The organism is Chryseobacterium hagamense, from assembly GCF_007991455.1.
In the GTDB taxonomy this organism is placed as follows: domain Bacteria; phylum Bacteroidota; class Bacteroidia; order Flavobacteriales; family Weeksellaceae; genus Chryseobacterium; species Chryseobacterium hagamense.
Map to the genome: position 1 here is coordinate 423,207 of NZ_BJYJ01000001.1, position 15,625 is coordinate 438,831.

17 protein-coding genes are annotated in these 15,625 nt (G+C 41.9%); 2 read left to right on the top strand and 15 right to left on the bottom strand.

Translation table 11 applies throughout. The annotated features are described in order from the left end of the window. Positions 1 to 222: 222 nt before the first annotated feature. The 15 genes from CHA01nite_RS01820 to pdhA form a co-directional block, all read right to left on the bottom strand. Positions 223 to 990 (bottom strand): class I SAM-dependent methyltransferase, encoded by a 768-nt coding sequence (locus CHA01nite_RS01820; RefSeq protein WP_146939508.1) that lies wholly within the window; start codon positions 988 to 990, stop codon positions 223 to 225. Next, positions 991 to 1,800 carry a type I methionyl aminopeptidase gene (gene map, locus CHA01nite_RS01825; protein WP_146939509.1) on the bottom strand — a complete coding sequence of 270 codons (810 nt, stop codon included), beginning with the start codon at positions 1,798 to 1,800 and terminating at the stop codon, positions 991 to 993. 93 nt (positions 1,801 to 1,893) lie between these two features. After that, the gene (locus tag CHA01nite_RS01830; protein WP_146939510.1) at positions 1,894 to 2,325 is read right to left on the bottom strand and encodes a BT0820 family HAD-type phosphatase; all 432 of its coding nucleotides are present in this window, start codon (positions 2,323 to 2,325) and stop codon (positions 1,894 to 1,896) included. Positions 2,326 to 2,415: 90 nt separating this feature from the next. Further along, entirely contained in the window at positions 2,416 to 3,396 is a 981-nt protein-coding gene (locus CHA01nite_RS01835) for an acyl-ACP desaturase (RefSeq protein ID WP_146939511.1), read from the bottom strand. Between the two features lie 144 nt (positions 3,397 to 3,540). After that, positions 3,541 to 5,082, bottom strand: a complete 1,542-nt coding sequence (gene gpmI, locus CHA01nite_RS01840; RefSeq protein WP_146939512.1) for a 2,3-bisphosphoglycerate-independent phosphoglycerate mutase — start codon at positions 5,080 to 5,082, stop codon at positions 3,541 to 3,543. 219 nt (positions 5,083 to 5,301) lie between these two features. Further along, complete coding sequence (locus tag CHA01nite_RS01845) at positions 5,302 to 5,913, bottom strand: inorganic pyrophosphatase (RefSeq protein WP_146939513.1); 612 nt, start codon at positions 5,911 to 5,913, stop codon at positions 5,302 to 5,304. Positions 5,914 to 5,937: 24 nt separating this feature from the next. Beyond that, the gene (locus CHA01nite_RS01850) at positions 5,938 to 6,450 is read right to left on the bottom strand and encodes a DUF7935 family protein (RefSeq protein ID WP_146939514.1); all 513 of its coding nucleotides are present in this window, start codon (positions 6,448 to 6,450) and stop codon (positions 5,938 to 5,940) included. Positions 6,451 to 6,716: 266 nt separating this feature from the next. Further along, positions 6,717 to 7,583, bottom strand: a complete 867-nt coding sequence (locus CHA01nite_RS01855) for a hypothetical protein (RefSeq protein ID WP_146939515.1) — start codon at positions 7,581 to 7,583, stop codon at positions 6,717 to 6,719. Continuing rightward, a complete protein-coding gene (gene radC, locus CHA01nite_RS01860; protein ID WP_146939516.1) occupies positions 7,580 to 8,257 on the bottom strand; it encodes a RadC family protein in 678 nt (225 codons plus the stop codon). Before radC ends, CHA01nite_RS01855 begins: the two co-directional genes overlap by 4 nt. Positions 8,258 to 8,268: 11 nt before the next feature. Next, entirely contained in the window at positions 8,269 to 9,033 is a 765-nt protein-coding gene (locus CHA01nite_RS01865) for a DUF6263 family protein (RefSeq protein ID WP_146939517.1), read from the bottom strand. A gap of 12 nt (positions 9,034 to 9,045) precedes the next feature. Continuing rightward, positions 9,046 to 9,525, bottom strand: a complete 480-nt coding sequence (locus CHA01nite_RS01870; protein WP_262712129.1) for a murein L,D-transpeptidase catalytic domain-containing protein — start codon at positions 9,523 to 9,525, stop codon at positions 9,046 to 9,048. 115 nt (positions 9,526 to 9,640) lie between these two features. Beyond that, on the bottom strand, positions 9,641 to 10,309 hold the full coding sequence (locus tag CHA01nite_RS01875; protein ID WP_146939519.1) for an ABC transporter ATP-binding protein: 669 nt from the start codon (positions 10,307 to 10,309) through the stop codon (positions 9,641 to 9,643). A 57-nt stretch (positions 10,310 to 10,366) separates the two neighbouring features. Next, complete coding sequence (locus CHA01nite_RS01880; RefSeq protein WP_228458319.1) at positions 10,367 to 11,365, bottom strand: bile acid:sodium symporter; 999 nt, start codon at positions 11,363 to 11,365, stop codon at positions 10,367 to 10,369. Positions 11,366 to 11,495: 130 nt separating this feature from the next. Then, positions 11,496 to 13,112, bottom strand: a complete 1,617-nt coding sequence (locus CHA01nite_RS01885) for a dihydrolipoamide acetyltransferase family protein (RefSeq protein WP_146939520.1) — start codon at positions 13,110 to 13,112, stop codon at positions 11,496 to 11,498. 108 nt (positions 13,113 to 13,220) lie between these two features. Beyond that, positions 13,221 to 14,222, bottom strand: coding sequence for a pyruvate dehydrogenase (acetyl-transferring) E1 component subunit alpha (gene pdhA, locus CHA01nite_RS01890; RefSeq protein ID WP_146939521.1), 1,002 nt, complete (start codon positions 14,220 to 14,222; stop codon positions 13,221 to 13,223). A gap of 126 nt (positions 14,223 to 14,348) precedes the next feature. Between pdhA and CHA01nite_RS01895 the strand changes: the two genes are divergently transcribed. Then, positions 14,349 to 14,951, top strand: a complete 603-nt coding sequence (locus CHA01nite_RS01895) for a phosphatase PAP2 family protein (RefSeq protein WP_146939522.1) — start codon at positions 14,349 to 14,351, stop codon at positions 14,949 to 14,951. Positions 14,952 to 14,960: 9 nt separating this feature from the next. After that, positions 14,961 to 15,446, top strand: a complete 486-nt coding sequence (locus CHA01nite_RS01900; protein WP_146939523.1) for a BlaI/MecI/CopY family transcriptional regulator — start codon at positions 14,961 to 14,963, stop codon at positions 15,444 to 15,446. Positions 15,447 to 15,625 lie beyond the last annotated feature (179 nt).

A 15,625-nucleotide genomic window follows, 5' to 3' on the forward strand; every position in this document is an offset into this window, starting at 1 on the left:
AGCCGTTTTTCCAAGTATTTATTATTAGTAAAATCTGTAAGCTCGCAGGACATATTAGGCTTTTTAGGCTCCTGCTTTGCGTATAATTTAGAGCGCAACAGAGAAAACCGAAGGTGTTCACGGATTTTATCCGATCGTTTCCGGGGAACAGAGCGGAGTTGAAACCACAGAAAATTAATAATAGCATAAAAAAAGGATGCCTTCAATTTGAAAGCATCCTTTTTATTTTTTATAGATCACCGGCAGGATTTCATTTTTCCTGAGCCCGTATTTTTTAATTTCTTCATCGGGAAAGGTCTGCGAATAAAAGTTGGCCTCTGTTTCAAATCCTGCTTTTTCCAGGCGTTCGAAATAATCCATCCCGTACCAGCGGACGTGGTCATACTGGCCGAAGTGTTTCTGGCGTTCTTTCGGATCTCTTATGGAGAAATCTTCATAGGTTTTTTCCAGCGAATTTTTCATCGGTACCTGCAGGATGCCCCAGCCTCCCGGTTTCAGGATCCTGTACAGTTCGCTCATCGCTTTGGCATCATCTTCAATATGTTCCAGTACATGGTTGCAGAAAACCACATCAAAGCTCTCATCAGCGAAAGGAAGATCCAGGATATCCGCTTTTACATCCACAATCGGCGAATACAGATCGGCGGAGATATAATCCAGATTTCTCATTTTCTTGAACTTCCTCAGGAATTCCTGTTCAGGAGCAATATGCAGGACCTTATAATTTTTAATAAAAAAATCGGTTTCGTTCTGAAGATACAGCCACATCTGGCGGTGCCTTTCAAGGCTTAATGTTCCCGGGGAAAGTGCGTTTTCCCTTTGGCTGCCGTATCCGTAAGGGAGGAATTTCCGGTAGGACCTTCCGTCAATCGGATCAACAAATTGATCGCCTTTAAAAAACTGGTATATCAGCGGCCTCGCCCAGATGCTCATCTTGATCAGCACCGGACGGGGAATTTTATTCAGTAAAAGTTTGGTAACTTTTTTCATTTAAAAATCCAGTTGGAACGCTTTTTCTTCATCGCTTGTTATTCCCAATGCCTCGTAGACGAATTGGAATGTAGAAAGTAAAACCGGTTTTCCGTTAATCACTGCCACATCATGCTCGAAATGGGCCGAGGGCTGATTGTCAAGCGTCGTTACCGTCCATCCGTCATTGTGAAACTTTACTTTTTCGGTACCGAGGTTGATCATCGGTTCGATAGCGATCGTCAGACCGTCTTTAATCACTTTTCCGCTTCCCTGTCTTCCGTAATTGGGCACCTGTGGATCTTCATGCATCTGTCTCCCTACTCCATGACCCACGAGCTCTTTTACAACTCCATATCCTTCTTTTTCACAGTGCGACTGAATGGCGTAGGAAATATCTCCGATTCTCTTTCCTCTTACACATTGCTCAATTCCTTTGTACAGGGATTCTTTGGCAACTTTCAGCAGTTTTTTGGTTTCCGGTCTCACTTCACCGATCTCGAAAGTATAGGCATGGTCTCCTACGAAACCGTTCAGGATCGCCCCGCAATCCACGGAAAGCACATCTCCTTCCTTAATTTCTTCCTTGTTCGGAAAACCATGTACCACCTGCTCGTTCGGAGAAATACACAGGGAATAAGGAAACCCTCCGTATCCTAAGAAAGCAGGCTCCGCACCATGATCCTTGATGAAGTCGTGTGCTAATTTATCTAAATACAAAGTGGTAATTCCCGGCTTGATTTCTTTGGCCAGCATCCCCAATGTTCTGGAAACCAGTTGGGCACTTTGCTTCATCAGACGCAATTCGTCTATTGTTTTTAACTGAATCATAAAATAATGTAACAATTTATCAATCTGGCAATGTAACCATAACGAATTTAAAAATCGGTACTTTGTTACACTGATCCATTTTTCAGATTATTTTTACCAGAATAATCCTTTTTTCTTTTCTCTTTTTAATTTGGAATAGGCCAGGACTTCTTTTCCCTCCACTCTGAATTCGATTCTTTCCTGAATGATGTTGTAGATTTCACCCCAGCCAGGGAAACCGCCCAGGTTCCTGTCGTCGATGAACCAGTCGGCATCCAGCTTTCTCGACTGGGTAGCGGAATCAAAAACTTCCCCTTCAAAGCTTGAATTAACGGCATAAAACTCAATTCCGTTTTTTTTGCAGAACTCTACGGCTTCATCGAGGGTTTTCCCGTGTCTGTATGTCCATAAAATCAAACGGTATCCTTCGGACTGAAGTCTTTTCAAGGTTTCAAAAGCGAAAATTTTCGGCTTACCGATCGACGGATAAGCATCGTCAACAATCGTCCCGTCAAAGTCTACGGCAATTTTCTTGTTATTCATCATATTGAATATTTTTGAGACGCAAAGATACAAAAATAAAAGAGTGCTAAAATACTCAGCACTCTTAACTTTATTTTTTAACTGTTTTTAAAACTAGTTTTTCACCCAGTTGAACTGGAACTGCAGATCAGGAGTTGAAATCCTGTCCGTAATTTTCTGAAGCCTAGCCGGAAGCTTCATCAGGTATTCCTGTGCTTTTTCCGCTTTTTCATTCAGACCTTTTACGTGTTCGATCTTCCATTCGTCCAGAAGTTCTTTCATGATGTTGATGTAATCCTGTCCGGTATACACCATGCAACGCTGGGCTGCATCAGAGAAATGTCCCCAAAGCTCTCCCGCTTTCTGCCCGGACTGTCTCATCATGTGAGCCGGCATGACAATTTTCTTACGCATCATGTCTTCAAAAGCAATAATCATTTCGGAAGGGTCGATTTCCAGGATTTTAGCGACGAAATGTTTATATGCCTTTGCATGTCTGGCTTCATCGGCAGCAATAACCCCGCACATTTTAGCCAGTTTTCCGTTTCCGCACTGCTTGGCCAGGGTGCCCACTCTTCTGTGGGAAATATTGGTAGCCGTTTCCTGAAAGCTGGTGTAGATAAAATTACGGTATGGGTCCATACTGGTTCCCAGATCGAAACCGTCATTGATCAGATACTGGGTGGTAATTTCAACCTCACGCATATTTACTCTTCCGCAAAGGTAAAGGTATTTGCTCAGAAGATCCCCGTGTCTGTTTTCTTCAGCCGTCCAGGCTCTGATCCAGTTGGCCCAGCCGATTTCTTTCTTTTCCTGGTCGATCCCGTCTACACCCATCAGCCACGATTCGTAAGAAGGCAAAGCTTCTTCCGTAATACAGTCGCCGATCAGGGTCACAAAAAGGTCATACGGCATTTCCCTTGCAAAAGTCTGGATTTCTTCTAAATCGTATTTGAAATTTTCGCTGGAAGGATCCGGAAGATAATCGGAAGGCTGCCAGATTTTTTCAATTGGCGTCAAAAATTTATCCAGAAAAGAACCGACTTCCTTTTCCAAAATTCCCATTACTTCTTTTCTTACGAGCTGCTGATACATTTTTAGAATTTAGATTAAATGACAAAGTTAGAGTTTTCTTTATTATTTAAGACATAATGTTATGTTAATTCTTCTGATATTCGTCATAAAAAATTGCCGTTATTTAAATCATAACGGCAAGTGTGGTATTATATTGTTGAATTTTTAACTGATCAAAATATCTCCGGACATAATCTCGGGAGCTTCAATTCCCATTACTTTAAGAATGGTTGGTGCCACATCCCCCAGCTTTCCGGGTTTCAGATTCCAGGTCTGGTCTTTATCCATGACAATAAAAGGAACCAGGTTGGTGGAATGCTGGGTATTCGGCGAACCGTCCGGATTGATCATTACATCGGAGTTTCCGTGATCGGCCAGGATAAAAACGGCATATCCATGCTCGTAAGCAGTCGTGGCTACTTTTTCGATACACTGATCTACGGTTTCTGCGGCTTTTACGGCTGCTTCAAAAACACCGGTATGTCCTACCATATCGGTATTGGCAAAATTCAGGCAGATGAAATCCGCCGTTTCGTGTTCCAGTTCCGGCAAAATCGCATTTGTTATATCATAGGCAGACATTTCAGGCTTCAGATCGTAGGTTGGGACGTCTTTCGGACTCGGACAAAGCAGTCTTTTCTCTCCGTTGAACGGTTCTTCCCTTCCTCCGGAAAAGAAAAAGGTAACATGGGGATATTTTTCCGTCTCCGCAATCCGGATCTGCGTTTTATGGTTCCTTTCCAGAATTTCCCCCATGGTCTCCTGCAAAACTTCTTCGTCAAAAACCACATGAACGTTCTCAAAGGTTTTATCGTAATTCGTCAGCGTCACGTAATACAACGGCAGCTTCCGCATAAAATATTCTGGGTTATCATGCTGCGTCAGCACTTCGGTAATCTCACGTCCCCGGTCTGTGCGGAAATTGAAGCAGATCACGACATCATGGTCATTGATTTTCGCTACCGGAACCACATTTCCGATGGCTGTAGAATCAATCATGATGATCGGCTTCATGAATTCATCGGTAATATTCTCATCGTACGATTTCTGGATTTCCAACAATGCATTTGTGGTCTGGGCACCTACCCCTTCCACCATTGCATCAAAAGCGATTTTTACACGTTCCCATCTTTTGTCACGGTCCATCGCATAATACCTTCCGACTACGGAGGCCAGCTTTCCGACCGTTTTTTCCATGTGCTTCTGAAGGTCTTCAATAAATCCTTTTCCTGAATGCGGATCACAGTCTCTACCGTCTGTAAAGGCATGAACAAAAACATTTTCGTGAAGGCCGAATTCATGGGCAGCGGTTAAAAGACCTTTTAGATGGTTAATATGGGAATGTACGCCTCCGTCAGAAACCAGCCCGATGAAGTGCACTTTTTTGTTTTCTCTTTTAGCATAGGCAAAAGCATCCTGAATGACTTTCTGCTGGCCCAAAGATCCGTTTTCCACCGCCATATTCAGCTTTACCAGGTTTTGGTAAACCACTCTTCCTGCTCCCAGGTTCATGTGCCCTACTTCGGAATTCCCCATCTGTCCGAAAGGAAGTCCTACCGCAAGCCCGCTGGCTTCCAGTGTGGTATTCGGAAAATTCTTAAGGCAGCTATCTATAAAAGGAGTGTTTGCTTTATCCAGTGCTGAAACATTAGGATTGGTCCCCAGTCCCCATCCGTCAAGGATCGCCAATATTGCTTTTTTCGACATTTTGTATAAACTTTTGTCTTACAAATTTATTTATTTTGAAATAAAATGAAGAACCTGCAGCCTTAAAATTTATTTAAATTGCTTTATTTGCAGGGACTGTCCGTATTTTCCGATTGATTAGAGGCATTTGTTATCAGAAATATTTGATGCAGATGGTTAAATAAAAAAGGATAAACGAAAATTTCGTTTATCCCTCAATCTTTTATAAAAACAGAGCTCTTACCCTCCGTAGTTGTTCTGGTAATCTTCCTGTGATGCCTGAATCACTTTTTTGGCATGTTCAGCTCCGTATACTTCCTGGATTCTGCACTTGGCAGGCTCATCCGGCAGGTTTTTATAAGTAAGGAAATAATGCATTAATCGTTTCACTTCCGCTTCAGGCAATTCTGAAATATCCCTGAAATGTCCGAAAGCATGGTCACCGATCATTACGGCCACAATTTTATCGTCCGCCTCTCCTCCGTCGATCATTTTAAAGCCCCCGATCGGAATCGCCTCCATCAGTAAACCGCCGGCGTGGATGTTGTGTGAGCTCAGTACGCAGATATCCAGAGGATCGTGGTCTCCCATGCTTACGTCTGTAGCACCTCTTTCAATCGCAAGGTTCATCACAGCCGTATCGCAGTAGGTCCTTGGAACAAAACCGTACAATGCCGGGATGATATTGGAAAACTTCTGCGGGCGGTCTACCTTCAGAAATCCTGTCTCTTTATCTACTTCGTACTTGATGGTGTCTGAAGGAACGATCTCCACGAAAACATTTACAACATTCGGCGCATCTTCTCCTGCAGAAACCCCGTGCCACGGATGTGCTTTAAAATTTGGAATCATTTATTTAAATTTTTATTTTTTTAATTAAGCTATTATAATAATTTCTTTTCTCAGATCTTCGATGGTCATGGAGATGTAGTCTTCCCCTTCCATATAGTTCATCAGGAGAATGGTTTTGAATTCGTCCAGGTTGATATTTCCGTTTCCTTCTTCGTAGGTCTTGTGAAGCAACGTGATAACTGAATTTTTAGAATCGACGATGTTCTGCCATGAGCTCTTGGTGATGTATAGCTGCTGCGAAGCATTATAATCGAATTCTTCACTAATAGCTTTTTCCGTAAGGAAGATAAATTCGTGGGCAGCCAGGCCTTTGTCAAACCGCTGGATCAGGTTGGAAGGTTTCAGCCTTTCCATGAACAGGGTCATCCTTTCATAAGACTGGGTCTTATTTTCCGAATTTGATTTAACGGAAAGAAGCCGGATTTCCTGTTCTTTCAGTCTGATATAGGTAAATACAAACTGCCGGAGCAGGACCAAAAAAGGTATTGCAATAATCAATGCAAAAGCATAGGGTAAATATCCTGAAAAACTAGCCATAATTTGAGGTAGCAAAATTACTAATATTTTCTTAATCTACCGATGAAAATTAAACAATAAAACTTTATAATAAGGTTAAATTGAGCCTTATCTTTTAACATTAATAAATTAAGGTGTTTTAGATTGGAAAATCAATGTTTATGTTGATCAGAGGCATTCATTTGATTTTTGAAATCGCTGAAACTATCGTATCATAGTGAAGAATAAACCAGGCTTATTTTAATTCAGGAAACGGAAAATTTTCCTAATCAGAATATAAACAGTCTTTAAAAGAATTTTTTCAGTATTTTATTTTCCCAAACCGGATATTCCAGCAGTCCGGCCCCGAAACTTTTGAAGAAAACTTCGATTCCCCGGATGTTGCTTCCCATAAAATTAAATTTCTTTTCATGAATGTAAAGGCTTAGGATCTGATCAATAAGAAATGTAGGTCCGTTTTCATCCCTGTACGCTTCATCATTAATAAGCCCCAACAAAGACAGCTGATCCCCTTCATCAATCAGTACGGAGATGTTGATGAGTTTTTCTCCCAGATAGGCACCTGCCAGCTTCAGGAATTTGTTTTCATGCAAAAAATGTAAATAATTTTTATATTTCTCTACATCCCCTTCCTTATTCAGCCCCTTAAAGTTCTTCTGCATGAAAGAAAAATGCACTTCATTAAATTCGATTTCCCTATAAGTGAGATGCTGGGCACATTTGGCCGTGGATTTTCTGCCTTTAAAGTATTTCTTCCTTCTCAGGACAGAATAATCAGATACAGGAATGATATAATTTTTTCTTTTCGCCAAATTTTCTGAAAAAAAATTTTGATCATTAAAGGCATAAGAAAAGACCATATATTTTTTTTTAAGAAAATTTAAAAACCGGTCATTTATTATTTGCTGGTCTTCCTGTGCAAAAACCCCCAGCTGCTGGCAGAAAAGCGGCATGACCACCAGGTTCAGACCGAATTTCTTCCGGATAGGAACAGGCATCACCGCCTGGTAATCTCCTTCTACCAGAATATGCCAGTTTCCTGAAAGCTGGTCCAGCACATCTTTCCGGGCATACCAGTTCTTCTGTACCGAGTTTTCAATACAGGCTGCATATTTATCAAAATCGATTTCTTGGTATTTCAGTCTTCTAATCATAACAATCCGTCGTCTGATAAACTGAAATAGGAATTCTGGGTAATAATCAGATGGTCCAGCAGCTGGATATTCAGCATCTTTCCGGCTTCCTTGATTCTCCGCGTGATCTCAAGGTCCTCCTTACTGGGCCTAAGGTTTCCGGAAGGGTGATTGTGGGCAATGATAATGGCAGTGGCATAATGATCCAAAGCTGTCTTAAATAAAATCCTGACGTCAACAATCGACTGGTTGATTCCGCCATGTGTGAGCTGGGTAAAATGAAGCACCCGGTTGCTCTGGTTCAGGAAAATGGCCCAGAATTCTTCAGTTCTGAGATCCGACAGATATTTCCTGAGGATCTGGTATCCGTCATTGCTGCACGCGATCAGTGATTTCTCCGGTACTTCCTGTGCCGCTCTCCGTCTGCCAATCTCAAGCGCTGTGGCAACGGCAATAGCCTTTACTTCCCCAACACCTTTGAATTTCATTAAATCTTTCACCGAAAGCAGGCTCAGCTGATGCCAGCTGTGGTTTACCGAATTCAGGATTTTCCGTGCCAGCTCAATAGCGGTTTCCTCGCGGCTTCCGCTTCTCAGGATAATGGCCAATAATTCAGAATCTGAAAGTGAATTGATCCCTTTCAGTAAAAATTTTTCTCTTGGTCTGTCGTCTTCCGCTAAAAATTTAATGGCCATAAAAAAACAGATTAAAAACCGTTGATCTTCGGAGTAATAGTAAACGTTGCCGTCCCGCCGCCTATCTGAACCGGCATTGTCCGCTCGGCAGACAGTAAAGCTTTTGTTTTGGCATCGAAAACATAAGTTCCTGTAATATCCGTATCTTTCATCATTCCCTCCATTCCCTTCATTGTGGAATTAACGGCAAACTCAACCTTATTATTCTTACGTCCTTTGTATGTAAAATTACTGGCCACCGGCATAATGGCTTTGGTCATGGGATTGGAAGTATCGACCCTCCAGGTAAACCCTTGTTCCACAGATTCCCTGGGAAAAGCAAACGGGATGATGTTATATTGGCTTACATCGCTTCCGTCCAAACCTTCCCCGATGAATTTCTGTTTCTCAAGAATATTCCCGAACTTATCTATTTTAAAGGTAAACGGATTGTTAATCATCGGTTTGATATCTTCTGTCATTTCATCACTGGTACCGGAAGCTTCCCGCGAATCAAAATGAATTTCTTCTCCAAACATTTTCTGGTTGAAGGTCATTCTCATAATTTCACCCGTGATATAATAATTGGAACTTTTATCCACGGAATCCACCCTGAATTTCACCTCGGTTGCTTCATTCATTCCACCGTTATTATTTCCTTCCGTCGAAGAGGAGTAAATTAAGGTCTGCTCAAACCCTTTCGGAAGATTGAGGGACAGGTTTTCTTTCTGAAGTTCTTTTTTCTGACAGGCCACTGCCATTAAACATGCGGCAGTAAGAATAGAAATATTTTTCATGGGTTATTCAGTTTAATAAAAAGCGTATAAAATGATGGTTTTATCCGATTGATCAATGTATTTTGAAGTTTCGCTAAAAGCCTTCTTTGAAAGCATGGGACAACCAAAACTCAGGCATGCAGGCTGTGATGATTCTTTATCGGGAACACTATCATACGAATGAAGCACAATGGCTCTTGATCTGGCATTGCTGTTGCTTTCATCCAGGCCATCCAGCCGGTATGCTTTTCCGAATTTTCCGGTATAGCTTTCCCTGATTTCATATTTCCCCAGAGACGACTGGTGCGAACCGTCGGTATTGCCGAACCGGAGTGCAGATGAGTTTTTAATGATGGAACCATCACCGTGGGCTACAATGGCTTTTTGTACGATCTTATTATTTTTCAGGTCATACAGGAAATACCGGTATTTTCCGGAATGGATCCTGAAATTAATGAAAACCGCCAGGTCCTGGTTATAATTCTTTCCTTTAATAAAATTTTTGACCTTCAAAATCTCAGATGCCGGCAGCTCTTGGGAAACTGAAGCTGGAGATTCAGATTTTGAGCCTGAAAAGATTAATAAAATCAGAAGAAGGAAGGTTTTCATCATTTGATTTGCAGTGTTTTTATTCGATAATCAGTCCGTCTTTCATCACCAGTTTCCGGTCGGTAATTTCCGCGAGGTTAGGGTTGTGCGTTACGATCACAAAGGTTTGGTTGTATTTATCCCTGAGATCGAAGAACAGCCGGTGAAGATCATCTGCATTTCTGGAATCCAGATTTCCCGTAGGTTCGTCGGCAAAGATGATTTTAGGGGAATTGATCAAAGCTCTGGCCACAGCCACCCGCTGGGCTTCCCCTCCTGATAACTGGTTGGGTTTATGATGGAGCCTCTGTTCTATTTTAAGGTCCTCAAATAAGCCATACGCCTTTTCCACTGCTTCTTTTTCATTTAATCCTGCGATTTTCGTAGGAAGCAGAACATTTTCCAGCGCGGTGAATTCAGGAAGCAGCTGATGAAACTGAAACACAAAACCGATATTCTGATTTCTGAACTTAGAAAGCTGCCGGTCGTTCATATTGATAAAAGATTCTCCCGCAATGGAAATTTCCGTATCGAATTTACCGGAAGTAGTGGGTTGATCCAGAGTTCCGAGAATTTGCAGCAGGGTGGATTTTCCTGCTCCGGATTCTCCGACAATGGATACGACTTCCCCCGTTTTGATATAGATATCTACCCCTTTCAGTACTTCTAAATTCCCATAAAATTTATGGATATTCCTCGCTTTAATCATAATTCAAAAATAGTGAATTGATTTAAATCTGAAAAGGAATAAAGCGCGATTTATAAGTTATATCGTATGGGGACGTGAACTTTTCTCAATCCTGTTGGCCAGCCAGCTGACATAAAACAGCTGAAAGCTGTGGTAAATCATCACCGGAAGCAGAAACAGTACTTTCTGGTCTTCGGGAATCCCTAATACCATGACAAAAAGACTTCCGTGAACCAATGATTTTTTTGAGCCGCAGAACGTTGTGGTAATTACATCTTCTCTTTTAAAATGCAGCTTTCCGGAGATGAGCTTTAAAATTTCATAAACTGAGAAAAACAGAGTGATGACACTGGCAGCAATAATGATGAATACCACCGGCGGCACCGATGCAAAAACATTCTGTACAAAAGCTTCGGAGAAACTTTCATAGACGATCAGCAGGATGATCAGCTTATCAAATTCTGCAATCACTTTGCTGTATTTCGCAACTAAATTTTTGAATAACGGATTTAATAGAAGTCCTAAGATGATAGGCAGCAACACTTTTAGCAGCAACTGTTGAATAATCTCGGAATTATTCACATTTCCCTGGTCCGGCTCGATGAAGAAGCTCATAAGCAGAGGCGTCATCACAATACCGATAATTCCGGATATTGAAGCATTAAAAATCGCAGACGTAATATTTCCTTTGGCAATGGAAACCATCACCACCGAAGAGGATACCGTGGAAGGGAGACTGGCCAGAAAAAATATCGAAAGCCACGTAATAAAATAGGCGGAATCTTTTACCAGTCCGTAAAAAGGAATAACCAGCAAAGGGAAAATTACGAATGTGCCTGCCTGTACCAGAAGGTGAAGCTTCCAGTTGGAAATGTCTTTTACAATTTCCCGGATGTTCAGCTTCAGCCCGTACAACAGGAAAATGGCAGCAATTCCCCAGTCGATAAATACGGATAGATTAAAATATTGATTGTATCCGTCCCGGAACGGGATTATTTTGCCGGCAATAACCATCGTGACCAGCAGCAGCAGAAAGATATTCTGCTTATCCATTTTCAGTTTTCCTGTCTTCATCATTTAAAGATAAGGAGGATTTACCGATTTTCCTTTATCCTGTGATCAAAATCAGGTTTAACAGATATGAAAACAGAAAAGTTTACCGGAAATCCGGTAAACTTTTTCTATTGGTTAAAACGTTGATCAGAAATTACAGTAACAGCGTTAAAGGGCTTTCCAGGTATGTTTTTAAAGTCTGTAAGAACTGGGCACCGGTAGCACCGTCTACTACCCTGTGGTCACAGGCCAGGGAAAGCTTCATGATGTTTCCTACTACGATCTGCCCGTTTTTCACCACCGGCTTCTCAATGATGGCGCCTACGGAAAGGATGGCTGCATTCGGCTGGTTGATTATGCTGGTAAAGGTTTCGATTCCAAACATTCCGAGGTTAGAAATGGAGAACGTGGAACCTTCCATTTCATTGGCTTTAAGACCTTTGTTTTTCGCTCTTCCGGCCATATCTTTCACGGCTGCAGAAATCTGGGTGTAGTTCATCTGGTCGGTATTCTTAAGAACCGGAACCACCAATCCGTCTGGAATAGCCACAGCTACACCGATGTTGATATTCCCTCTGTGGATGATCTTGTCGCCGGCCCAGCTTGAATTCACCTGCGGGTGTTTTCTCAGTGCAACCGCCGTCGCCTTGATGATCATATCGTTGAAGGAAATTCGGGTATCCGGTAAAGAATTGATTTCTTTCCTCGCTTCAATGGCTTTATCCATATTGATCTCTACCATCAGATAGTAATGAGGGGCAGAGAACTTGCTTTCGGAAAGACGTTTTGCAATAATGTTTCTTACCTGAGAGTTCTGAGACTCGGTATCTTCACCCTGTACGAAGCTCAAAGCCACCTGAGCTGCTGCAGGACTAGCTGCCGGAGCAGAAGCCGCCGGTTTGGCAGCAGGCTGGTAATTTTCGATATCTTTTTTAACGATTCTTCCGTTTTCCCCTGAACCCTGGATGCTGTGAAGATCTACTCCTTTATCCTGAGCCATTTTCTTAGCCAGCGGAGAGATCGCCACCCGGTCTGAAGATGAAGCTTCAGCACTGGGAGCCGCTTTTTCCTCTTCTTTTTTCGGTTCGGTCTTTTGCTCAGTTTGCTTTTCTGAAGATGAACCGGCTGCCTTCGGAGCCCCAACGGATGAAACGTCTGTTCCTTCCGGGCCTACGATCGCTAAAACGGAATCAACCGGAGCTGCACCGCCTTCTTCAACGCCCTGCTTCAACAGGACACCGTTGAATTCAGATTCAAAGTCCTGAACGGCTTTATCGGTTTCGATTTCTGCCAGAAGATCTCCTTCTTTTACGGTATCCCCGACATTTTTGTGCCATTTCGCCACCTTTCCTTCCGTCATCGTATCCGAAAGTCTTGGCATCGTAATCACTTCCACTCCTGCAGGAACTTCGGCATCAGCCTGTTCGATGCTGCTTGCCTTATTTTCCGTTTTATGGTCTTCCTCAGACTTTTTCTCTTCGGAATCGCTGGATTTTGGAGCTTCACCGCCGGTTAATCCGGAAATATCCTCGCCTTCCTTCCCGATAATCGCCAATACAGAATCCACTGCAGCAGCATTGCCTTCTTCAACTCCTACATACAGAAGGGTTCCTTCTATTTCAGATTCGAAGTCCTGGACCGCTTTATCGGTTTCAATTTCAGCTAAAATATCACCTTCCTTTACTTGATCTCCTACTTTTTTATGCCATTTAGCCACTTTCCCTTCCGTCATTGTATCGGAAAGACGTGGCATTGTAATTACTTCTGCCATAATTTATTTTAATTTGAAAATTTGGTAATTTGTTAATTTGAAAATTAAAAAAGGATATATAGATCTCATTTTCAAATTTTCAGATTCCCAAATTGACTCATTATTTTTTTAGTTTTCTAATTTGTCTAAGAACGGATAATCTTCCTGAGCATATACATACTCGTAGATTTTCTCCGGATCAGGATACGGGGAGTTTTCCATGAACTCGATGCATTCCTCCACGAAATCCCTTGATTTGTTATCCATTGCCTCAAGCTCTTCATCAGTCGCCCAGCTGTTCGCAAGGATTCTCTGTTTGATCAGCTCGATCGGGTCATCATTTTTATGAACGGCTACTTCTTCCTTAGACCGGTACGGCTCGGCATCAGACATCGAGTGTCCTCTGTAACGGTAGGTTCTGGCTTCAATAAAGGTAGGGCCGTCTCCTCTTCTTGCTCTTTCGATCGCCTCGTAAGCAGCTTCAGCCACTTTTTCAGGATCCATGGCATCAACGGCAAGACAAGGCATTTCGTAGCCCAATCCCAATTTATAGATATCCTCGTGGTTAGCGGTTCTTTTTACAGAAGTTCCCATTGCATACTGATTGTTTTCCACGACGAAAATTACCGGAAGCTTCCAGTTCATCGCCATGTTAAACGTTTCATGTAATGAACCCTGTCTTGCGGCACCGTCTCCGAAAAAGCAGATATTTACAGCTTTCCGGTCGTAATATTTATCGGCAAAAGCAATTCCTGCTCCCAGAGGAATCTGTCCTCCTACAATCCCGTGCCCTCCGTAAAACCGGTGCTCCTTACTGAAAATGTGCATAGATCCGCCCATCCCTCCGGACGTACCTGTAGCTTTGCCACAAAGTTCGGCCATGATTCTTTTCGGATCTACTCCCATCGCCATCGGATGGATGTGGCATCTGTAAGCGGTGATCATACTATCTTTGGTTAAATCCATAGCATGGGTAAACCCTGCAGGAATCGCTTCCTGACCGTTATACAAATGTAAAAAACCTCTGATTTTTTGTTTTAGATAAAGAGAACGGCATTTGTCTTCAAACCTTCTCCACATTGTCATATCTTCATACCACTTCAGGTATACCTCTTTAGAAAATTCTTTCATGTGCTAGCCTTTGCTTAATTATGATGAAATAGTTGAGCAAAATTATAAAAAAAACTTCGTTTTTATTGTATACCTACCCATTGTTTTTTTAGTTATAATATTATATTTACACCGTCAAACTTAAATATGGAAGAAAATCAGTCTCCGCTGCTCTATAAACTATCAAAAGTCATCTCCGATTTTTTTAATCCGTTACTCTCATTATTCCTGTTTTTCGCCTACATGAGTTTCATGAAATACTCGCTGAAAAATTCGGTGCTGTACTTCCTTCCCATCCTGCTGATCATTATTGCCCCGGTAATAACCTGGCTGGTATGGAATGTAAAAACGGGGCGGTATACCAATATGGACGTCTCCAACAGGGTTCAGCGGAAAAGCCTGTATGTATTCATCGCCACCTGTGTGGTTTTCTATATTGCCTTTAACTATTTCAAAAACGGCTATGTAGACCTGGTGATGCTTTTTATCCTGATCCTGCTTTTTGCCCTCCAGATCAGTAATTTTTTTATTAAAAGTTCCATGCATACTGCTTTTAATGTATTTGTAGCAGCTTTATTTTTTGCTTTGAGCCCAACCATGGGGTTGGTTTGGCTGGCGATTGCCATCCTGGTAGGAGTTACCCGGATTATCCTGAAGCGGCATACGCCAAAGGAAGTATTCATGGGGGCCGGAATTGCTTTTATAGTATCTTTTCTTTACCTTTATTGCAATATTCAGTTTCAACATTAAGCATTCACTATGAAAATCAACCATCTTACCTCTGCGGAAGAAAATTTAATGAGGCTGTTCTGGAAGTTGGAATCCTTTTATCTGAAGGAAGTTATGGAACAGCATCCCGAGCCGAAGCCGCATCAGAATACCGTTTCTACCTACTTAAAAATATTAGTTGAAAAAGGATATCTCGCCACCGAAAAAGAAGGAAGGATCTTTAAATACAGCGTCGTTCTGCCCATGGAAGAATACCGGAAATTTCTGCTGAATGAGCTGGTGCATCATTTTTTTCATGATTCCGGAAAGGAAATTGTCAGCTTCCTCCTTCATGAACGGTTTATTTCAAAAGAAGACCTGACGGAATTTAATCCGGTCATTCAAATCAAGCCCTTAAAAGTAATTGAAGAATTTAAATATGCCGATGAGGTCCTGAATCCTAAGAAGACCAAAAAGAAAGGCAAGGAGAAGGATAAAGAAAAGGACAAAAAAAAGAAAAAGAAGAAGGAAAAATAGAAGAAGAAGGCTGGAAGAAGGAGGCTGGATGCGGGAAGTTTCTAGTTATTATTATCTTTGTAGTTTGAAACATCAAACTTTCCCTGGATATTCGGTTTACTGTTATTTTTAACCTCCCGGGATGAAATAAAATATCATCCGATTCACTTATTAGTTTAAATAAAAAGACAGCCTTTCTT